The organism is Pseudomonas sp. 273 (assembly GCF_029201425.1).
Classification (GTDB): Bacteria; Pseudomonadota; Gammaproteobacteria; order Pseudomonadales; family Pseudomonadaceae; genus Pseudomonas; species Pseudomonas delhiensis.
Genome location: NZ_CP116775.1, coordinates 1,153,855 through 1,174,716 on the forward strand (window position 1 = coordinate 1,153,855; position 20,862 = coordinate 1,174,716).

The window sequence follows — 20,862 nt, forward strand, 5'->3', positions numbered from 1 at the left end:
ACCGGGGAGCCCGCATGAGCAAGGTCCAACTGAGCACCAGCAACGAATTCATCGCCCGCCACATCGGCCCGCGCGAGGCCGACACCCAGGCCATGCTCGAGCTGGTCGGCTACGCCAGCCTCGACGCCCTGACCGACAGCGTCATCCCCAACAGCATCAAGGGCACCAGCGTGCTCGATGGCAGCGCGGGGCAGGGCGAGGCCCAGGCCCTGGCCGACCTGCGCGCCATCGCCGCGAAGAACCAGCTCTTGCGCAACCACATCGGCCAGGGCTACTACCCCTGCCACACCCCGGCGCCGATCCTGCGAAACCTGCTGGAAAACCCGGCCTGGTACACCGCCTACACCCCCTACCAGCCGGAAATCTCCCAGGGCCGCCTGGAAGCCCTGCTGAACTTCCAGACGCTGATCGGCGACCTGACCGGCATGCAGATCGCCAACGCCTCGTTGCTGGACGAAGCCACCGCCGCCGCCGAGGCCATGACCTTCTGCAAGCGCCTGTCGAAGAACAAGGCCGCCCAGGCCTTCTTCGCCTCCGCGCACTGCCACCCACAGACCCTCGACGTGCTGCGCACCCGCGCCGAGCCGCTGGGCATCGAAGTGGTGGTCGGTGACGAGGCCGCGCTGCAGGACTTCTCCGCCTACTTCGGCGTGCTGCTGCAATACCCGGCCAGCACCGGAGCGGTCATCGACTACCGCGAGCTGATCGAGCGCGCCCACGCCGCCGGCACCCTGGTGGCGGTGGCCGCCGACCTGCTGGCCCTGACCCTGCTGACGCCGCCGGGCGAGTTCGGCGCCGACGTGGTGCTCGGCAGCGCCCAGCGCTTCGGCGTGCCGCTGGGCTTCGGCGGCCCGCACGCGGCCTACTTCGCCACCCGCGATGCCTTCAAGCGCGACATGCCGGGCCGCCTGGTGGGCATCTCCATCGACCGCTTCGGTAACCCGGCGCTGCGCCTGGCCATGCAGACCCGCGAGCAGCACATCCGCCGCGAGAAGGCCACCAGCAACATCTGCACCGCCCAGGTGCTGCTGGCCAACATCGCCAGCATGTACGCCGTCTACCACGGCCCCCGGGGCCTGAGCGACATCGCCCGGCGCGTGCACCGGCTGACCGCCATCCTGGCCGCTGGCCTGGCGCAGCTGGGCCACAAGGTCGAGCAGGCATACTTCTTCGACACCCTGAGCGTCGCCACCGCGCGCCCGGCCGCCGAAGTCCACGCCGCCGCCCAGGCTGCCGGCCTCAACCTGCGGGTGATCGACGACGGCCGCGTCGGCGTCTCCCTCGACGAGACCTGCGAGCAGGCCGCCGTCGAAGCCCTGTGGGTGGTGTTCGCCGCCGGCCAGGCGCTGCCGGACTTCGCCGCCCTGGCCGCCAGCGTCGGCGACCAGCTGCCGCAAGCCCTGCTGCGCACCTCGGCCTTCCTGCGCCACGAGGTGTTCAACCGCTACCATTCGGAAACCGAGCTGATGCGCTACCTGCGCAAGCTGGCCGACAAGGACCTGGCGCTGGACCGCAGCATGATCCCGCTGGGCTCCTGCACCATGAAGCTGAACGCCGCCAGCGAGATGATCCCGATCACCTGGGCCGAGTTCGGCAACCTGCACCCCTTCGCCCCGGCCGAGCAGGCCGAAGGCTACCGCGCCATGACCCAGGAGCTGGAGGCCATGCTCTGCGCCGCCACCGGCTACGACGCCGTGTCGCTGCAGCCCAACGCCGGCTCCCAGGGCGAGTACGCCGGCCTGCTGGCCATCCGCGCCTACCACGCCAGCCGTGGCGAGGGCCACCGCGACATCTGCCTGATCCCGTCCTCGGCCCACGGCACCAACCCGGCCACCGCCCAGATGGCCGGCCTGCGCGTGGTGGTCACCGCCTGCGACGCACGCGGCAACGTCGACCTGGCCGACCTCAAGGCCAAGGCCGAGGAGCACCGCGAACGCCTGGCGGCGATCATGATCACCTACCCGTCGACCCACGGCGTGTTCGAGGAAGGCATCCGCGACATCTGCGCCATCGTCCACGACAACGGCGGCCAGGTGTACATCGACGGCGCCAACATGAACGCCATGGTCGGCCTGTGCGCGCCGGGCAGGTTCGGCGGCGACGTCTCGCACCTGAACCTGCACAAGACCTTCTGCATCCCCCACGGCGGCGGCGGCCCGGGCGTCGGCCCGATCGGCGTGAAGGCGCACCTGGCGCCCTTCCTGCCCGGCCACGGCGAGCAGCTCGAACGCAAGGCCGGCGCGGTGAGCGCGGCGCCCTTCGGCAGCGCCAGCATCCTGCCGATCACCTGGATGTACATCCGCATGATGGGCGGCCAGGGCCTCAAGCGCGCGTCCCAGGCGGCCATCCTCGGCGCCAACTACATCGCCCGCCGCCTGGAAGAGCACTACCCGGTGCTCTATACCGGTGAGAACGGCCTGGTGGCCCACGAGTGCATCCTCGACCTGCGCCCGCTCAAGGAAACCAGCGGGATCAACGTCGACGACGTGGCCAAGCGCCTGATCGACTTCGGCTTCCACGCCCCGACCATGTCCTTCCCGGTGGCCGGCACGCTGATGGTGGAACCCACCGAGAGCGAGTCGAAGCAGGAGCTGGACCGCTTCTGCGACGCCATGATCCGCATCCGCGAGGAAATCCGCGCGGTGGAGCGCGGCGAGCTGGACAAGGACGACAACCCGCTGAAGAACGCCCCGCACACCGCGGCGGAGCTGGTCGGCGAGTGGTCGCACCCTTACAGCCGCGAGCAGGCGGTGTACCCGCTGGCCAGCCTGGTGGACGCCAAGTACTGGCCGCCGGTGGGCCGCGTGGACAATGTCTACGGCGACCGCAACCTGGCCTGTTCCTGCCCGTCGATCGCCGACTACCAGGACGCGTGAACCCTTAAGTCCCTGCGCCCGCTCCGGTGGGCGCCGTGGCCGCGGTTGGCGCCGGACGCGCCGGCGCGGCCTTTTTTTCGCCAAGGAGTTGCCATGAGCCTCGCCAAGACGCCGCTGTACGACCTGCACCTGGAACTGGGTGCGAAGATGGTTCCCTTCGCCGGCTACGAGATGCCGGTGCAATACCCCCTGGGCGTGCTCAAGGAGCACCTGCATACCCGCGCCCGGGCCGGCCTGTTCGACGTCTCGCACATGGGCCAGCTGCGCCTGCGCGGCGCGGATGCCGCCGCGGCGCTGGAAAGCCTGGTGCCGGTGGACATCCTTGACCTGCCGGTCGGCCAGCAGCGCTATGCGCTGTTCACCAACGCCGAGGGCGGCATCCTCGACGACCTGATGGTGGCCAATGCCGGCGACCACCTGTTCCTGGTGGTCAACGCCGCCTGCAAGGACCAGGACCTGGCGCACCTGCGCCAGCACATCGGCGACCGCTGCGAGATCGAGTCGCTGTTCGACAGCCACGCCCTGCTGGCCCTGCAGGGCCCGGCGGCGGCCGAGGTGCTGGGGCGCTTCGCCCCGGCGGTGAAGGCGCTGACCTTCATGCAGGTGGCCACGGTCGAGCTGCTCGGCGTGCAATGCAACGTCAGCCGTTCCGGCTACACCGGCGAGGACGGCTACGAGATTTCCGTGCCCGTGGCCCAGGCCGAAGCCCTGGCCCGCGCCTTGCTGGCCGAGGAAGAGGTGCAGCCGATCGGCCTGGGCGCGCGCGACTCGCTGCGCCTGGAAGCCGGCCTGTGCCTGTACGGCCATGACATGGACAGCGCCACCACCCCGGTGGAAGCGAGCCTGGGCTGGGCCATCTCCAAGGTGCGCCGCGCCGATGGCGCGCGCGCCGGCGGCTTCCCCGGCGCCGAGCGGATCTTCGCCCAGCAGCGCGAAGGCGTGGCCAGCAAGCGCGTCGGCCTGCTGCCGCAGGAGCGCGTGCCGGTGCGCGAAGGGGCGGAGATCGTCGACGCCGATGGCGCGGTGATCGGCAAGGTCAGCAGCGGCGGCTTCGGCCCGAGCCTGGGCGCGCCGGTGGCCGTGGGCTACGTGGCCGGCGCCCATGCCGCGCTGGACAGCGAAGTCTTCGCCATGGTCCGCGGCAAGCGCGTGCCGATGAAGGTGGCGCGCACGCCCTTCGTGCCGCAGCGGTATTACCGCGGCTGAAGCGCATCGCGGACGGAGTCCGCTCCTACGACCGTGCTTCCTGGAACCGTAGGAGCGGACTCTGTCCGCGATTTGGCGGATAACGCCGTAGGCGTTATGCGCCCTACGCCAAGCCTTCCCATGACGTAGGGCGAATAACCGTTCGCGGTTATCCGCCGTTGGCCGTGTCACCGGGATGTCCGGCGTGGCCGGTGAATCCAATCGCGGACGGAGTCCGCTCCTACGACCGTGCTTCCTGGAACCGTAGGAGCGGACTCTGTCCGCGATCATGGCGAATAACGCCGTAGGCGCGCCTCAATCCTCCGGCCACATCCGCAGCGCGCGGCTGTCGGCCGAGAGCAGGCGCAGTTCGCCCTTGTCTGTTATTTCCCAGCGCTGCACTTCGCCCAGGGCCTGGAAGAAGCGCTGTTCCTGCTCCATCAGCGCCGGCGCGCACATCCGCCGGGTGCTGCCGGGCTGGCCGAAGCTGAGCTGCTCGCCATCGATCTGGTAGCTGGCGAACCAGTGGTTGCAGCCGGCGTTGCCGAACGCCCGGCCCTGGCCGTCGAAGGTCAGGCTGACGTGGCTGCGGCCCACCAGCGGGCGCTTGCCGATCCATTCCACGCGGTAGGCCTGGTCGCTTTCCGGCTCCGTCGGGTGCTGGGCGCAGCCGGCCAGCAGCAGGGCGCCGAGCAGGGCTGTCAGCGTCTTCTTCATGCTTGCTCCCGGGCCTGGCAGGCGGGGCAGAGGTGGCGGTCGCCGTCCACGCTCCAGCCCAGCTCGGCGATCCGCGCGGTGGCGGCGGGGGCGTGGGCGGCCTTGCCGAGGCTGGCGTCGACGGCGAACTCGAAGTCCAGCATGGTCCCGCAGCCGTCGCACTTGACCTGCCAGTTGAGGATCGACAGCTCCTTGAACACCGGCCCCCTGGCCACCGCGGTCCATTGCCCCGGCGGGTTGATCAGGTGGCGCACCTTGTCCACCGTCAGCGTCATGCTCAGGTCGCGGCTGCCCTTGAGGCTGACCAGCAGGGTGTCGCCGTTCTGGATCGAGCCACCGTTGCCGGTGACCTGGTAGAGGCCCGGGCCGAGCGCGCGGCACTCGTTCAGCGTGTGTTGCGGGTTGAGCAGGTTGTAGCGGAAATCGTGTTGAGCCATGGGTCCTCCGAAAGTCCGCCCATAGTAGGGGAAGTGGCCCGGACTCGCGACCGTGGCGGCGTGGCCACGGCCCTCAGGGTTCGACGAGGTTGACAGGAGCACCTTGGCGCCAGGCGGCGATGTTGTCCAGCGTGGTCCCGGCGATGGCCGCCAGCGCCTCGCGGGTGAGGAAGGCCTGGTGCGCGGTGATGATCACGTTGGGGAAGGTCAGCAGGCGCGCCAGCACGTCGTCCTGCAGCGGCAGGTCGGAGCGGTCGGCGAAGAAGATCTCCGCTTCCTCCTCGTAGACGTCCAGCCCCAGGTAGCCCAGCTGGCCGCTCTTGAGCGCCTCGATCAGCGCCGGGGTGTCCACCAGCGCGCCGCGGCCGGTGTTGATCAGCATGGCGCCGCGCTTCATGCGCTGCAGGCTGTCGGCGTTGACCAGGTGGCGGGTGGCGTCGTTGAGCGGGCAGTGCAGGCTGATCACGTCGGACTCGGCGAGCAGTTGGTCGAGGCCGACGAAGCGCCCGCCGAGGGCCTCGATGGCCGGGTTGGGGTAGGGATCGTAGGCCAGTATCCGGCAGCCGAAGCCGTGCATGATCTGCGCGAACACCTGGCCGATCTGGCCACTGCCGACCACCCCGACCGTCTTGCCGTGGAGGTCGAAGCCGGTCAGCCCGTGCAGCGAGAAGTCGCCTTCGCGGGTGCGGTTATAGGCGCGGTGCAGGTGCCGGCACAGCGCCAGGACCAGCCCCACGGCATGCTCGGCCACCGCGTGGGGCGAGTAGGCCGGCACCCGCACCACGGTCAGCCCCAGGGCGTGGGCGGCGGCCAGGTCGACGTGGTTGTAGCCGGCCGAGCGCAGGGCGATCAGCCGCGTGCCGCCGGCGGCCAGGTGTTCCAGCACCGGCCGCGAGAGGTCGTCGTTGACGAACGGGCAGACCACCTCGAAGCCCATGGCCAGGGCGACGGTGTCCGGGCGCAGCGGGCTCTGCTGGAAATGCAGCTCGAAGCCGTGCCCGGGGTTGGCGGCGAGGAAGCTGTCGCGGTCGTGGTTCTGGCTGCTGAACAGGATGATGCGCATGGCCGGCCTCAGTGGGTGTCGTGGGGCGCGCGCTGCCCGGTGTGGCTTTCGGTGGCGCGGGTCAGCTCGCCGATGGCGTGGTCCAGGTCCTCCAGCGCGCCGCCGGCCTGCGGGTCGTTCTGCTTGAGCAGGGTTTCCGCGCGCTGGCAGGCGGCGCGCAACTGCGGCACGCCGCAGTAGCGGGTGGCGCCGTGCAGGCGGTGCACGCGCTCGATCAGGGTGGCGCGGTCGTTGCGCTCGCGGGCCAGGTGGATGGCCTGGCGGTCGGCGGCCAGGGAGGCGAGCAGCATGGCCAGCATGTCGGCGGCCAGGTCGGCCTTGCCGGCGGCCAGGCGCAGGCCTTCCTCGGCGTCGAGCACGGCCAGGCCGTCGGCGGCGCAGCGCCCGCCCTGGGCCGCCATGCCGCGGCCGGCCAGGGCCAGGCCGGTCCACTTGAGCACCACCTGGGCCAGCTGGCGCTCGTCGATCGGCTTGGTCAGGTAGTCGTCCATGCCGCCCTGCAGCAGGGCGCGCTTCTCGTTGGCCAGGGCGTGGGCGGTGAGGGCGACGATGGGCACCGGGCTGACCTCGCGCTGGGCCTCCCAGTGGCGGATCGCCTCGGTGGCCTGGCGGCCGTCCATGCCGGGCATCTGCACGTCCATGAAGACCAGGTCGAAGCGCTCGCGCTGCACCGCTTCCACCGCGGCCAGGCCGTTGTCCACCGCGGTGACTTCCGCGCCCAGGTCGCCGAGCAGGGTCTGCACCAGCAGCAGGTTGGCCGGGTTGTCGTCGACGCACAGCAGGTGCGGCACCTGGCGCTCGGCCCGCGGCGAGGGCTTGTCCTTGCGCGCCGGGCGCAGGTGCAGGAGCTGGTCGAGGGCGTGCTGCAGCTTGCGCGTGCAGGCCGGCTTGCTCTGCACCTGGCCCTCGGGCAGCACGGCGTTGTACTGCGACTGGTCGACGGTGGGGCACAGCACCAGGGTCTTGCAGCCCTTGAGCTCGAAGTCGCGGATGGTCTGGCGCAGCACGTCCGGCTGGCTGTCGGCGAGGTTGACGCCGAGCACCGCCAGCTCGATCGGCGCGCTGCCCGCGGCGGGCTTGTCCAGGGCTTCGCGCAGGGCGTCGAGGCCGTCGAACTCGTGCACCTCCAGGCCGCAGTCCTCCAGTTGGTGGTGCAGCGCGGCGCGTGTCAGCTCATGGGGTTCGCAGAGTGCCACATGGTGGCCGCTGGGCGGCGCCGGCAGGCCATCGTCGCTGTCCTCGCGGGCCTTGGGCAGGCTCAGGCTGATCCAGAATTCCGAGCCTTCGCCGGAGCTGCTGTCGACGCCGATCTCGCCGCCCATCTGCTCGATCAGGCGCTTGGAGATCACCAGCCCCAGGCCGGTGCCGCCGGCCTGCCGCGACAGCGAGTTGTCGGCCTGGCTGAAGGCCTGGAACAGCGCGCGCAGGTCGGCGTTGGTCAGGCCGATGCCGGTGTCGCGCACGCTGATGCGCAGCTGCGCGCGCTCGTCGTTCTCGTCCTCGAGCATGGCGCGCACGGCGATGGTGCCTTCGTGGGTGAACTTGATGGCGTTGCTCACCAGGTTGGTCAGCACCTGCTTCAGGCGCAGCGGGTCGCCCACCAGGTTCAGCGGGGTGTCGCGGTAGATCAGGCTGACCAGCTCCAGGCGCTTCTCGTGGGCGGCCGGGGCGAGGATGGTGAGGGTGTCCTGGACCAGCTCGCGCAGGTTGAACGGGATGTTCTCGAGGATCAGCTTGCCGGCCTCGATCTTGGAGAAGTCGAGGATCTCGCTGATGATCCCCAGCAGGCTCTCGGCGGACTTCTGGATGGTGCCCAGGTAGTCCTGCTGGCGCACGGTGAGGTCGCTCTTCTGCAGCAGGTTGGTGAAGCCGATGATGCCGTTGAGCGGGGTGCGGATCTCGTGGCTCATGTTGGCCAGGAACTCGGACTTGATGCGGCTGGCCTCCAGGGCCTCCTTGCGCGCCAGGTCCAGTTCGATGTTCTGGATCTCGATGGTCTCCAGGTTCTGCCGCACGTCCTCGGTGGCCTGGTCGATGTTGTGCTGCATCTCTTCCTGGGCGCTCTGCAGCGCCTCGGCCATGCGGTTGATGCCGCCCGCCAGCTCGTCCAGCTCGTGGCTGCCCAGGGCCGGCAGGCGGGTCTCCAGGCGGCCTTCCTTGAGCTGCGCGACGCCCTGGGCGATCTGCCCCAGGGGCGCGCTGATGGCGCGGCTCATGCGCAGGGAGAGCAAGGCGGTGACCACCAGGCCGCTGACGATCAGCAGCAGGCTGGTGAACAGGCTGCGGTAGCCGCGCAGCAGGGTGCCGTGGTGCGAGAGCTCCAGCTCGACCCAGCCGAGCAGGCGGTTGGCGTCCTCCTCCGAGGTGCTGGACAGGCTGCGGTGGCGGCCCAGCACCGGCAGCAGGAAATGCGTGGTGTCCAGGCTGCTGACAAGGCTCAGGTGGGTGGCGTCGCCGCCGGGCATGGGGGTGAGGATGCTCGGTCCGGCATGGACCAGGCGCGTGCGCTCGGGCCCCAGGAAGGTCACCGCGCGCACGTCGGGCTGGTCCAGGGCCTCGTTGGCGATGCGTTCCAGCAGCGGCAGGTCGCCGTGGTCCAGGGCGGAGGCCGACAGCGGGGCGAGCTGTTCGGCGATCAACTGGCCGCGCTCGATCACTCGATCAGTTGCACGCGCATGTCCGACAGCTGCACCCAGGTGAAGTAGCCGCCCAGCACCAGCGTCAGCAGGCTGGTGGGCAGCAGGGTGAGCAGCAGCACCCGCCCCTTGATGCCGAGATCCTTGAACACGCGCGTCCTCCTAAGCGGTTTCGGGGCAGTTTAGCGGGTCGCCGGGCGGGAATCCCGCACATTGACCGCCGGACGGCTGCGCTTGCCCTGGGTAGGTGCTGTCATGAATACTTGTCGTTCGCGAATAAGTCTTGTTTGCCATGATCCAGACCACCACCAGCCAACCCCGCCTGCTGACCATCGAGGACGACCCCACCCTGGGCGCGCACCTGCACAGCCACCTGAGCCAGCGCGGCTTCGCCGTGACCTGGTGCCGCGATGGCCGCGAGGGGCTGGACCAGGCGTTGAGCGAGGCCTTCGACCTGGTCCTGCTGGACGTCATGCTGCCCGGCTGCAGCGGCCTGGAAGCCCTGCGCCAGCTGCGCCGCGAGCAGCGCGTGCCGGTGATCCTGATGTCCGCCCTGGGCGCCGAGCAGGACCGCATCGCCGGTTTCTCCCAGGGCGCCGACGACTACCTGCCCAAGCCCTTCAGCCTGGCCGAGCTGAACGTGCGCATCGACGCCATCCTGCGCCGCGTCGCCCTGGAACGCGGCAGCCTGCTGCCGGCGGGCCCGGAGGACGCGGGGCTGCGCCTGAGCGAGGAGCCCTGCGAGGTGGCCTGGGAAGGCCAGAGCGCCGGCCTCACCGCCACCGAGCACCGCCTGCTGGAGACCTTCCTCGGCAACGTCGACGAGACCCTGAGCAAGCCGTTCCTCTACCAGCACGTGCTGCACCGTGGCTTCACCGCCCACGACCGCGGCCTGGACATGCACGTCAGCCACCTGCGCCGCAAGCTGCAGTCCATCGGTTACCTGCGCCATCAACTGCGCGCGGTCTGGGGCAAGGGTTATGTTTTCGCTAGCGCCGAGTGAGCGGCGCCCGCGCCAGCTGCTGCCCGGCCGCCATTCGCTGTTCTGGCGCCTGGCGGTGCCGGTGGTGCTGCTCTGCCTGCTGCTGATCTGGCTGTCCTGGACCTGGGGCCGCCAGGTCGAGCGTCGCGGCTACTTCCTCGATACCCAGGCCCAGGTCGTGCTGCGGGGCTACGCGGCCGACCTGGAGCGGGCCTGGAACACTGGCGGCGAGGCCGCGGTGGATGACTGGCTGGCCCGCATGCGGGCCAGCGAGCAGACCTGGATGGTGGCGCTGGACGGCCGCCTGCAGCCCCTGGGCAGCCAGCCGCTGAGCATCGAGGAGGCCACCCGCCTGACCTTCCAGCGCGGCCTTGACTGGCCGGTGAGCAACCGCAGCCGGAGCCTGCCCTACATCGGCATTCCCTTCCCCGGGCACCCCGCCGACGGCCGCCTGGTGCTGCAGCTGCCGCAACGCTTCAAGCCCGGCGGCTACTCCGTGCTGCTGCGTTTCTTCACCCATGGGCTGGTGCCCGCCGGGCTGGCGCTGCTGCTGTGTATGCTGCTCTACCGCCAATTGATCCACCCGCTGGCGCGCCTGCGCGAGCACGCCAACGCGTTGCGTGCCGACGACCTGGGTTCGGGCGCCGCCCGCGAGGTCAGCGTCCGCCGCGACGAGCTGGGCGAACTGGGCCGCGCCTTCGACCACATGGCCCAGCGCCTGAGCGGCCACGTGGAGTTCCAGCGCCAGTTGCTGCGCGACCTGTCCCACGAGCTGCGCACCCCGCTCAGCCGCCTGCGCGTCGCCGCCGAGAGTGCGCCGGCCGAGGACCCGTTGCGCCTGCGCCTGGAGCGCGAGGTGGAGGTCATGCAGCGCCTGGTGGCCAACACCCTGGACCTGGCCTGGATGGACACCGAGCGGCCGCGCCTGCCCCTGGAGGACGTCGCCATCCTGCCATTGTGGGAGCTGCTGGTGGAGGACGCCGGCTTCGAGTCCGGCTGGGCGCCTTCGCGCTTCCACTGCGAGGTGCCGGCGGACTGCGTCGTCCGCGGCCATCTCAACGGCCTGGCGCAGGCCCTGGAGAACCTGCTGCGCAACGCCATCCGGCATTCCCCGGAAGGCGGTTGCATCCGCCTGCTCGGCCAGCGCGAAGGGGACTTCTGGCACCTCTGCCTGGCCGACCAGGGGCCGGGGGTGGCGGCCGCCGACCTGGAGCGCATCTTCCTGCCCTTCACCCGCCTTTCCGCGGCGCGGTCCGGCGAGGGCTTCGGCCTGGGGCTGAGCATCGCCCGCAGCGCCATCCGCCTGCAGGGCGGCGAGCTCTGGGCCGAGCGCGGCGACCCCGGCCTGCGCATGCACCTGCGCCTGCCCGCCGCCTGAGGCGGGCAGGCGCGGGCCGGCCTCAGAACTCGAGCACCGCCGACAGCCACAGCCGCCGGCCCTGTTCCAGGGTGCCGGTGGTGGCCTGGGCCGTCTGGATGTAGTGGGAGGCCCAGGCGGTGCCGCCGTTGGCGGTCGTGTAGTGCTCGCCGCCCAGGAAGTCCTTGTCCAGCAGGTTGTACACGGCGGCATTGAGGGTCAGGTTCTGGCTGGCCTTGAACGAGCCGCCGAGGTGGAACACCTGGTAGGCGTCCAGGTCGCCGACCTGGCGGGCGATGGCCTGGTTGGCCGCGCTGAGGTTGGCGTAGCGCGAGGTGAAGCGCGCCCGCTCGCCGTGGTGCTCGCCCTTGAGCCAGAGCTTCAGGCGTTCGTGCGCCTGCCAGTCGAGCCGGGCATTGGCCAGGTGCCTGGGGGTGTTGGTCAGCGGGGCGCCCTTGTCGTCGCCGCTGAGCTGCTCGCTGTCGGTGTAGGTGTAGTTCAGCGCCAGCGCCCAGGCCGGGGCGAAGGCCCAGCGCCCGGCCAGCTCCACGCCCTGGGTGCGGGCCTTGCCGATGTTCACCTGCTGGGCGAAGTTCTCCTGCAGGAAGCCGCTGCCCAGGTCGACGCAGCCGGGCTGGTTCGGCGCGTCCGGCCAGTTGCAGTTGGCCACTGGGGTGCCGGTGTCGATCTTGTCCTCGAAGCGGGTGTGGAACAGCGTGAGGTTGGCGTTGAAGTCGGCGAGGTTGTCGTAGTAGATGCCGAACTCGGTGCTGGTGGAGGTTTCCGGGTCCAGGTCGGGGCTGCCGATGGTGATGATCTGGCCCTGGCCGCTGACGCCGTTGATGCCGTCGTGCAGCTGGTTCAGCGTGGGCGTCTTGTAGCCCTGGCTGACGCCGCCCTTGAGCGTCCAGCTGGGCGTGGTGTTCCACACCAGGTAGGCGCGCGGGCTGAAGTGCCCGCCGAAGGCCTCGTGGTCCTCGTAGCGGCCGCCGAGGGTCAGCGCCAGGTCCTCGCGCAGGTGCCACTCGTCCTCGGCGAACAGCGCCCAGGAACTCTGCCGGAAGTCTTCGTTGACGATGCCGTCCTCGACCTTGGCGTCCCAGTACTGGCCGCCGAGAGTGAAGACGTGCGCCTCGCCCAGGGGCATCACCAGCTTGCTGTCCAGCACCAGGTCGGTGGATTTCAGCTTGCGCGCGTCGCCGCCGACGATCGACGGGTAGCCGCTGTAGGGCACGCCCATGGTGCCGGGGATGGTGCGCCCGAGTGTCTCGGTGGCGATGTGCGTCAGGCTGCTGTCCAGGGTGCCGAAGCCCAGGCGGCCGGTGTGGGAGAGGGCGAACTGGTCGCGCTCGAAGCGCAGCTCGTCGGCGTAGCCGTTGGCCCGCGTCGGCGCGTCGCGGCTGCAGCCGTCGGTGGCGCTGCCGCCGGCCTTGCCATCGAGGTTGCCCAGTTGGCAGTCGTCGTTGTTGTACGCCTGGCGGCCGCGCTCGAAGTCCAGGGAGATGTCGTGCTCGGCGTTGGGGGTGAAGGTCAGGCGGCTGCCGATGTTGTAGTTCTGCCCCTCCACCGGGGCGGCGCCGCGGCGGCTGACGGTGGCGCCGTCGTCGAAGCTCAGGTCCGAGGCGCTGCGGTCGAGGAAGCTGCCGCGCAGGTTCAGGCCGAGCCTGTCCGCCACCAGCGGGCCGCTGGCGTACAGGCTGGTGCCGCTGCTGTCGCCGTAGTCGCGGTGTTCCTGGACGGTGTGGTCGAGGCTGAGGGTGGCGCCCCACTCGGGGGCCACCTTGCGGGTGATGATGTTGACCACCCCGCCCATGGCGTCGGAGCCGTAGAGCGTGGACATCGGGCCGCGGATCACCTCGATGCGCTCGATGGCCGAGAGCGGCGGCATGAAGCTGGTGGATGTCTCGTTGAAGCCGTTGGGGGTGATGTTGCCGGCGCTGTTCTGCCGGCGGCCGTCGATGAGGACCAGGGTGTAGTCGCTGGGCATGCCGCGGATGCTGATGTTCAGCCCGCCGGTCTTGCCGGTGCCCTGGCCGATGTCGACGCCCTCGACGTCTTCCAGGGCCTCGGCCAGGTTGCTGTAGCGCTTCTGCTCCAGTTCCTCGCGGCTCAGCACGCTGATGCTGGCCGGCGCCTCGGTGACCTTCTGCTCGTAGCCGGCGGCGGTGACGACGGTGTCGCCCAGGCTCAGGGTGTCGTTGCCCTGGGCCTGGCTGGCGATGGCCAGGGCGACGGCGCCAGCCAGTGCATTGCGGGAAAGGGGGAGGGACATCTGTTGGCTCCTGACTGCTCGTGATGGCGGCGGAGCCTGTGGGTAACGCAAATCATTTTCATCTTCACGAAAGTTACCGCATATGTCGACGGAAGCCTCCGGTTGTGCTGCAGCCCACGGCTCATGGGCACTTAAGCACTTTGTGGCAACATGTGAATTGCGGAGCTTTCCTACGCGAATGTTCAGGTGTTCATATAAGGATTCCGCAGCCTAGACGCCGGGGCCGACAGGGCCGCCGATGCCACTCGCTGCGCTTGCCGATATGGCCGGCGGCGGTTTACCGGTATCATAGGCCGTTATCCAGATCCGCCTTGCTGACGACGAGCGACTCCATGACCGTGCAGTACCCCACCATCGCCGAGTGCATCGGCAATACTCCGCTGGTGCGCCTGCAGCGCCTGCCCGGGGAAACCTCCAACACCCTGCTGGTGAAACTCGAAGGCAACAACCCGGCCGGCTCGGTGAAGGACCGCCCGGCGCTGTCGATGATCACCCGCGCGGAGTTGCGTGGCGACATCCGTCCCGGCGACACTCTGATCGAGGCCACCTCCGGCAACACCGGCATCGCCCTGGCCATGGCCGCGGCGATCAAGGGCTACCGCATGATCCTGATCATGCCGGACAACTCCACCGCCGAGCGCAAGGCGGCCATGACCGCCTACGGCGCCGAGCTGATCCTGGTGAGCAAGGAGCAGGGCATGGAAGGCGCCCGCGACCTGGCCGACCAGATGCAGCGCGAAGGCAAGGGCAAGGTGCTGGACCAGTTCGCCAACGGCGACAACCCGGTGGCCCACTACCAGGGCACCGGCCCGGAGATCTGGCGCCAGACCGGCGGCGAGATCACCCACTTCGTCAGCTCCATGGGCACCACCGGCACCATCATGGGCGTGTCGCGCTACCTCAAGGAGCAGAACCCGGCGGTGCAGATCGTCGGCCTGCAGCCGATGGAAGGCTCGTCGATCCCCGGCATCCGCCGCTGGCCGCAGGAATACCTGCCGAAGATCTTCGACGCCAGCCGCGTCGACCGCGTGGTGGACATGCACCAGAGCGAGGCCGAGGACGTCATGCGCCGCCTGGCCCGCGAGGAAGGCATTTTCTGCGGCGTGTCCTCGGGCGGCGCGGTGGCGGCCATGCTGCGCCTGTCCCGCGAGCTGGAGAACGCCGTGATGGTGGCGATCATCTGCGACCGCGGCGACCGCTACCTGTCCTCCGGAATCTACGACTCCAACTGACATGGCCAAGCAGAGAAGCGGGCTGCGCTTCCAGCCCAGCGGCGGCGCCCGCAACACGGGCGTGCCGGTGGGCAAGAAGCAGCGCCTGCGCATCGAGCGCCTGGCCCATGACGGCCGCGGCATCGCGCACCTGGAAGGGCGCACCTGGTTCGTCGCCGGCGCTTTGCCCGGCGAGGAGGTCGAGGCCCGCGTGCTGGCCGCGCGCAGCCAGGTGGTGGACGCCCGCGGCGAACGCATCCTGGCCGCCGCGCCGGAGCGCCGCGCCGAACCCTGCCCGGTGGCCGGCAAGTGCGGCGGCTGCACCCTGCAGCACCTGCCCCACGCCGGACAATTGGCGCTCAAGCAGCGCACTCTAGCCGAGCAGTTGCAGCGCTTCGGCGAGATCGTCCCCGAACACTGGGCAGAGCCCCTGGCCGGCCCCGAATTCGGCTATCGCCGCCGGGCCCGCATCGCCGTGCGCTGGGATGCCAAGGCCCAGCGCCTGGAGGTCGGCTTCCGCGCCGCCGCCAGCCAGGCCATCGTCGCCTTCGACGACTGCCTGGTGCTGGTGCCCGAGCTGCAGGCGCTGGCCCGCGAGCTGCCGGCGCTGCTGCAGGGGTTCCAGCGGCCGCGGGCCATCGGCCACGTCGAGCTGTTCCACGGCACCGCCTGCGCCTTGCTGCTGCGCCACACCGAACCTTTGCCCGGCGCCGACCTCGAACGCCTCCAGGCCTTCTGTTCGGCACGGGATGTGCAACTGTGGCTGCAGGGCGACGGCGAACCGACGCCGGCCGACGGCGAGGGGCGACTGGGCTACCGCCTGGACGCCTGGGACCTGGCCCTGGCCTACCGGCCGGGGGACTTCGTCCAGGTCAATGAACCGGTCAACGCGGCCATGGTCGCGCAGGCCCTCGACTGGTTGGCTCCCGCGGCGACGGAACGGGTGCTAGACCTGTTCTGTGGGCTGGGCAATTTCGCCCTGCCGCTGGCCCGAAGTGCCGCCTGCGTGGTGGGCGTGGAGGGCGTGCACAGCATGGTCGCGCGCGCCGCGGCCAACGCCCGGGCCAATGGCCTGGACAACGCCGTGTTCCACCAGGCCGACCTGGCGCAGCCGCTTTCCGCGGCGCGCTGGTTCGCCGGGGACGCGGCCAAGGGATTTTCCGCCGTGCTGCTCGACCCGCCGCGTGACGGCGCGCTCGAGATGGCACGGGGCATGCGCGCCCTGGGCGCCGAGCGGGTACTCTATGTGTCCTGCAACCCGGCGACCCTGGCGCGCGACGCCGGCGAACTGGCCCGTCAGGGCTATCGCCTGAAGCGTGCCGGAATCCTCGACATGTTCCCGCAGACGGCGCATGTGGAGGCGATGGCTCTGTTCGAGGCAGGTTAGGACGACCTGCGCAATCCGACCGGCCCACGCCAGAAAGGCCGGCGCAGTCGAGCGGTGTGCCGTGGCACACCGTGGGGAAGGGTAGACAAGATGGTACAGGTGAGAGCGCACCAGCCGGTCAACACCGACGGCAGCATCAACCTCGAGGCCTGGCTGGACCACGTCCAGACCCTGGTCCCGGTGCTGGATCGCAAGGTCCTGCTTCAGGCCTGCGAGTTCGCCCGCGAGGCCGAGAACAAGGCCGTCAGCCAGGTGGAAGCCGCCTGGGCCGATGGCACCTCGAGCTTCCAGACCGGCCTCGAGATCGCCGAGATCCTCGCCGACCTCAAGCTCGACCAGGAATCCCTGGTGGCCGCGGTGATCTACCGCGGCGTGCGCGAGGGCAAGGTCAAGCTGGAGGAAGTGCAGCAGCGCTTCGGCCCGGTGGTGGCCAAGCTGATCGAGGGCGTGCTGCGCATGGCGGCGATCAGCGCCAGCCTCAACCCGCGGCAGTCCATGGTGCTCGGCACCCAGGCGCAGATCGAGAACCTGCGCAAGATGCTGGTGGCCATGGTCGACGACGTGCGCGTCGCGCTGATCAAGCTGGCCGAGCGCACCTGCGCCATCCGCGCGGTGAAGAACGCCGACGAGGAGAAGCGCATGCGCGTCGCCCGCGAGGTGTTCGACATCTACGCGCCGCTGGCGCACCGCCTGGGCATCGGCCACATCAAGTGGGAGCTGGAGGACCTGTCCTTCCGCTACCTGGAGCCCGACCAGTACAAGCAGATCGCCAAGCTGCTGCACGAGCGCCGCCTGGACCGCGAGCAGTACATCGCCACCGTGATGCAGCAGCTCAAGGACGCCCTGGCCGCCACCGGCATCAAGGCCGACCTGTCCGGCCGCGCCAAGCACATCTACTCCATCTGGCGGAAGATGCAGCGCAAGGGCCTGGACTTCAGCCAGATCTATGACGTGCGCGCGGTGCGCGTGCTGGTCCCGGAGATGCGCGACTGCTACACCGCGCTGGGCATCGTGCACACCCTGTGGCGGCACATTCCCAAGGAATTCGACGACTACATCGCCAACCCCAAGGAAAACGGCTACCGCTCGCTGCACACCGCGGTGATCGGCCCCGAGGGCAAGGTGCTGGAAGTGCAGATCCGCACCCACGCCATGCACGAGGAAGCCGAGCTGGGCGTGTGCGCGCACTGGCGCTACAAGGGCACCGACGTCAAGTCCGGCTCCAACCACTACGAGGAGAAGATCTCCTGGCTGCGCCAGGTCCTGGAGTGGCACGAGGAACTGGGCGACATCGGCGGCCTGGCCGAACAGCTGCGGGTCGACATCGAGCCCGACCGGGTCTACGTGTTCACCCCCGACGGCCACGCCATCGACCTGCCCAAGGGCTCCACGCCGCTGGACTTCGCCTACCGCGTGCACACCGAGGTGGGCCACAACTGCCGCGGCGCCAAGATCAACGGCCGCATCGTGCCGCTGAACTACAGCCTGCAGACCGGCGAGCAGGTGGAAATCATCACCGGCAAGCACAGCGGCCCGAGCCGCGACTGGCTGAACCAGAACCTCGGCTACGTCACCACCTCGCGGGCGCGGGCGAAGATCGTCCACTGGTTCAAGCTGCAGGCCCGCGATCAGAACGTCGCCGCCGGCAAGGCCATGCTCGAACGCGAGCTGGGGCGCCTGGCGCTGCCGCCGGTGGACTTCGAGAAGCTGGCCGAGAAGGCCAACTACAAGACCGGCGAGGACCTCTTCGCCGCCCTCGGCGCCGGCGACCTGCGCCTGGCCCACGTGGTCAGCTACGCGCAGCAACTGGTGGAGCCGGAGCGCGGCAACGAGCAGCTCGAACTCATCCCGCGCAAGCCCAGCCGCATCGGTCACGGCAAGCGCGGAGACATCCAGATCCAGGGCGTGGGCAACCTGCTGACGCAGATGGCCGGCTGCTGCCAGCCGCTGCCGGGCGACCCCATCGTCGGCTACATCACCCTCGGCCGCGGCGTCACCATCCACCGCCAGGACTGCGCCACCGTGCTGCAGCTGGCCGGCCGCGAGCCGGAGCGGATGATCCAGGTGAGCTGGGGCCCGGTGCCGGTGCAGACCTACCCGGTGGACATCGTCATCCGCGCCTACGACCGTTCCGGCCTGCTGCGCGACGTGTCCCAGGTGCTGCTCAACGAGCGCATCAACGTGCTGGCGGTCAACACCCGCTCGGACAAGGACGACAACACCGCGATCATGCGCCTGACCATCGAGATTCCCGGCCTGGAGTCCCTCGGCCGCCTGCTGGCGCGCATCTCGCAACTGCCCAACATCATCGAGGCGCGGCGAGACCGCGCGGGTGGCAAGGATGTATAAGCTCGACGACCTGCTGCACCTCATGGCCCGCCTGCGCGACCCGCAGCACGGCTGCCCCTGGGACCTCAAGCAGGACTACGCGAGCATCGTCCCCTACACCATCGAGGAGGCCTACGAGGTCGCCGACGCCATCGAGCGCGGCGACTTCGGCCACCTGCGCGAGGAGGTCGGCGACCTGCTGTTCCAGGTGGTCTACTACGCCCAGCTGGCCCGCGAGGAAAACCGCTTCGACTTCGACGAGGTGGTCCACGGCATCACCGCCAAGCTGGTGCGCCGTCATCCCCATGTGTTCCCCGACGGCGACCTGTACGGCGAGCCCGACCCGGCGAAGCTGGAAGAGGCGGCGGTGAAGCAGCGCTGGGAAGAGCTCAAGGCCGAGGAACGCGCCGCCAAGGCCGCCGAGCCGGTGCAGCTGTCGCTGCTGGACGACGTGCCCGCGGCGCTGCCGGCCCTCAGCCGCGCGGCCAAGCTGCAGAAGCGCGCGGCCCAGGTCGGCTTCGACTGGCCGGAGGCGCTGCCGGTGGTGGACAAGCTGCGCGAGGAGCTGGACGAGGTGCTGGAAGCCATGGTCGACGGCGACGCCGAAGCCCAGGCGGAGGAGGTCGGCGACTTGCTGTTCGTGGTGGTCAACCTGGCCAGGCACCTGAAGGTCGACCCGGAAACCGCCCTGCGCGCGGCCAACGGCAAGTTCGAAAGGCGCTTCCGCTACATCGAGAGCGCCCTGCGCGACCAGGGCCGCAAGGCCGAGGAATGCAGCCTGGAAGAGCTGGATGCACTCTGGGGCGAGGCCAAGCGCGAGGAGAAGAACCCGCTGGGGTGTGGCTAGGTTCGCCGGCGTTACGAAAAAGCCCCGCGGTGCGGTAATGCTGTTCACTTAAGCGTTTAACGTTTGGCGGGCTACTCCAGAAACCCGCTGCCAGTCATCTGGCAGCGGGTTGTTTGTATGTTTTTCAGCCACTCCGAGGGGGCTCGACACCAGAATCGACCCACAGAGGCTAGAAAACAGACCAAGAAAAACGCCGCGACTCCCATGGGAGTCGCGGCGTTTTTCTTAAGTGAACAGCATTACCGCGGTGCGGGGCTTTTGCTTTTCGTAGGAGCGAGCTGGGCTGTTCGTGCCACCGGGGCGTCCAATCGCGGACAAAGTCCGCTCCTACCCCGCCACCGCTGTCCCACCTGTAGGAGCGCGCCCTGCGCGCGATTCGCGGGCAGAGCCCGCTCCTACGCCCGTGCTTCCTGTAGGACTCTGTCCGCGATTCGGCGGATAACGCCGTAGGCGTTATGCGCCCTACGCGGACTGTCCTGGAACGTAGGGCGAATAACCGTTCGCGGTTATCCGCCGTTGGCCGGAACGCCGGGCTCGGGACGGTTCAGCCGAACATCCAGCGCAACAGCAGCACCAGCAGCACCACCGCCAGGATCGGCCGGCCGATGCGGTAGGCCTTGGGATAGCGGCGCTTGAACTTCTTCACCTGGGCGCCCACGGCGTTGCCCAGGCGGATCAGCACCGAGTAGGCCTGGTTGATCCCGCCGACGCGCTCGCCGTCGACGTTCTGCGGCGCGGTGGCGCGGCCGAGGAAGGCGCTGACGCGGCGGTTGATGCGCGTCAGCAGTGGCGACCTGAGCGGGCGCTCGACGTCGCAGAAGAGGATCAGGCGTGATTCGTCGGTCTCGTTCTTCACCCAGTGCACGAAGGTTTCGTCGAACATCACGTCCTCGCCGTCGCGCCAGGCGTAGGGCTGGCCGTCGACGAAGATGCGGCAGGCGTCCGAGTTCGGCGTGGCCAGGCCCAGGTGGTAGCGCAGGGAGCCGGCGTAGGGGTCGCGGTGCTTGTTCAGGTGGCTGTTCGGCGGCAGGCGGGTGAACATCGCGCCCTTGACGTTGGGGATGCTGCTGACCAGCTCCACGGTCTTCGGGCACAGGCGCTGCGCGGAGGGCAGGGGGCCGTCGTACCAGGTCAGGTAGAAACGCGTCCAGCCCTTCTTGAAGAAGGAACCGAAGCCCGCCTCGTTGTTGTTCAGGGCATCGCGGATGTAGCCCTCGTCGAACAACTGCTCGGCTTCCTCGCGGATCATCTGCCAGTTGTCGCGCAGCTTGTCGAGTTCCGGGAAGCGCTCGCGGTCCAGGTACGGCTTGGAGGGTACGCTGGAATTCAGGTACATCAGCGAGTTGTACGGGGCGAACCAGGCCGAGTGGTTGACCACCTGGCGCAGGAACGGCAGGCGTACCTTGCCGCGCAGGTGCACGTAGAGGATGGCGACGAGGAAGATGGCGAGGATCGCGAGGACGAGGAGCTTGATCATGGGGTGGCGAGTCCGCCCTGTTTGACTGAAATACGGCCGGCCACTTGCGCAATGCCGGCACAGGCCCGAGGATTATACCCTCAGCGC

Annotated in this window: 13 protein-coding genes and 1 pseudogene; 8 read left to right on the plus strand and 6 right to left on the minus strand. The window is 69.5% G+C overall.

Annotated features, from left to right (window positions below; genetic code table 11):
• Nucleotides 1–14 precede the first annotated feature (14 nt).
• Complete coding sequence (gene gcvP / locus PKO50_RS05680; protein ID WP_275629094.1) at nt 15–2,876, plus strand: aminomethyl-transferring glycine dehydrogenase; 2,862 nt, start codon at nt 15–17, stop codon at nt 2,874–2,876.
• Between the two features lie 93 nt (nt 2,877–2,969).
• Nucleotides 2,970–4,082, plus strand: coding sequence for a glycine cleavage system aminomethyltransferase GcvT (gcvT, locus tag PKO50_RS05685; protein ID WP_275629095.1), 1,113 nt, complete (start codon nt 2,970–2,972; stop codon nt 4,080–4,082).
• Nucleotides 4,083–4,376: 294 nt separating this feature from the next.
• On the opposite strand, the gene PKO50_RS05690 is transcribed toward gcvT, so the two are convergent.
• The 4 genes and pseudogenes from PKO50_RS05690 to PKO50_RS05705 all read right to left on the minus strand — a co-directional run bounded on the left by PKO50_RS05690 (nt 4,377) and on the right by PKO50_RS05705 (nt 9,066).
• Nucleotides 4,377–4,778, minus strand: a complete 402-nt coding sequence (locus tag PKO50_RS05690; RefSeq protein WP_109936794.1) for an META domain-containing protein — start codon at nt 4,776–4,778, stop codon at nt 4,377–4,379.
• A complete protein-coding gene (locus tag PKO50_RS05695; RefSeq protein WP_109936795.1) occupies nt 4,775–5,215 on the minus strand; it encodes a hypothetical protein in 441 nt (146 codons plus the stop codon). The genes PKO50_RS05690 and PKO50_RS05695 overlap by 4 nt, the downstream gene beginning before the upstream one ends.
• A gap of 73 nt (nt 5,216–5,288) precedes the next feature.
• The gene (locus tag PKO50_RS05700; protein ID WP_275629096.1) at nt 5,289–6,278 is read right to left on the minus strand and encodes a 2-hydroxyacid dehydrogenase; all 990 of its coding nucleotides are present in this window, start codon (nt 6,276–6,278) and stop codon (nt 5,289–5,291) included.
• Nucleotides 6,279–6,286: 8 nt separating this feature from the next.
• Nucleotides 6,287–9,066 (minus strand): annotated as a pseudogene (locus PKO50_RS05705) (response regulator).
• Nucleotides 9,067–9,206: 140 nt separating this feature from the next.
• On the opposite strand from PKO50_RS05705, the gene PKO50_RS05710 reads away from it, so the two are divergent.
• Together PKO50_RS05710 and PKO50_RS05715 are read left to right on the plus strand one after the other, a co-directional pair.
• Nucleotides 9,207–9,917, plus strand: coding sequence for a response regulator transcription factor (locus PKO50_RS05710; protein ID WP_275629097.1), 711 nt, complete (start codon nt 9,207–9,209; stop codon nt 9,915–9,917).
• Nucleotides 9,895–11,274: a sensor histidine kinase gene (locus PKO50_RS05715; protein WP_275629098.1), complete on the plus strand. Its 1,380-nt coding sequence runs from the start codon at nt 9,895–9,897 to the stop codon at nt 11,272–11,274. Before PKO50_RS05710 ends, PKO50_RS05715 begins: the two co-directional genes overlap by 23 nt.
• A 22-nt stretch (nt 11,275–11,296) precedes the next feature.
• Here the strand turns inward: PKO50_RS05715 and PKO50_RS05720 are convergent, their stop codons facing one another.
• Complete coding sequence (locus tag PKO50_RS05720) at nt 11,297–13,525, minus strand: TonB-dependent receptor (RefSeq protein WP_275629099.1); 2,229 nt, start codon at nt 13,523–13,525, stop codon at nt 11,297–11,299.
• A 332-nt stretch (nt 13,526–13,857) separates the two neighbouring features.
• Between PKO50_RS05720 and cysM the strand changes: the two genes are divergently transcribed.
• The 4 genes from cysM to mazG all read left to right on the plus strand — a co-directional run bounded on the left by cysM (nt 13,858) and on the right by mazG (nt 19,298).
• Nucleotides 13,858–14,757, plus strand: coding sequence for a cysteine synthase CysM (cysM, locus tag PKO50_RS05725; protein ID WP_109936800.1), 900 nt, complete (start codon nt 13,858–13,860; stop codon nt 14,755–14,757).
• Nucleotide 14,758: 1 nt separating this feature from the next.
• The gene (rlmD, locus tag PKO50_RS05730; protein WP_275629100.1) at nt 14,759–16,123 is read left to right on the plus strand and encodes a 23S rRNA (uracil(1939)-C(5))-methyltransferase RlmD; all 1,365 of its coding nucleotides are present in this window, start codon (nt 14,759–14,761) and stop codon (nt 16,121–16,123) included.
• Nucleotides 16,124–16,213: 90 nt separating this feature from the next.
• Nucleotides 16,214–18,472 carry a GTP diphosphokinase gene (relA, locus tag PKO50_RS05735; RefSeq protein WP_275629101.1) on the plus strand — a complete coding sequence of 753 codons (2,259 nt, stop codon included), beginning with the start codon at nt 16,214–16,216 and terminating at the stop codon, nt 18,470–18,472.
• Entirely contained in the window at nt 18,465–19,298 is an 834-nt protein-coding gene (gene mazG / locus PKO50_RS05740; RefSeq protein ID WP_275629102.1) for a nucleoside triphosphate pyrophosphohydrolase, read from the plus strand. The genes relA and mazG overlap by 8 nt, the downstream gene beginning before the upstream one ends.
• Nucleotides 19,299–19,842: 544 nt before the next feature.
• Here the strand turns inward: mazG and PKO50_RS05745 are convergent.
• Nucleotides 19,843–20,775 carry an aspartyl/asparaginyl beta-hydroxylase domain-containing protein gene (locus PKO50_RS05745; RefSeq protein WP_275629103.1) on the minus strand — a complete coding sequence of 311 codons (933 nt, stop codon included), beginning with the start codon at nt 20,773–20,775 and terminating at the stop codon, nt 19,843–19,845.
• Nucleotides 20,776–20,862: the final 87 nt, after the last annotated feature.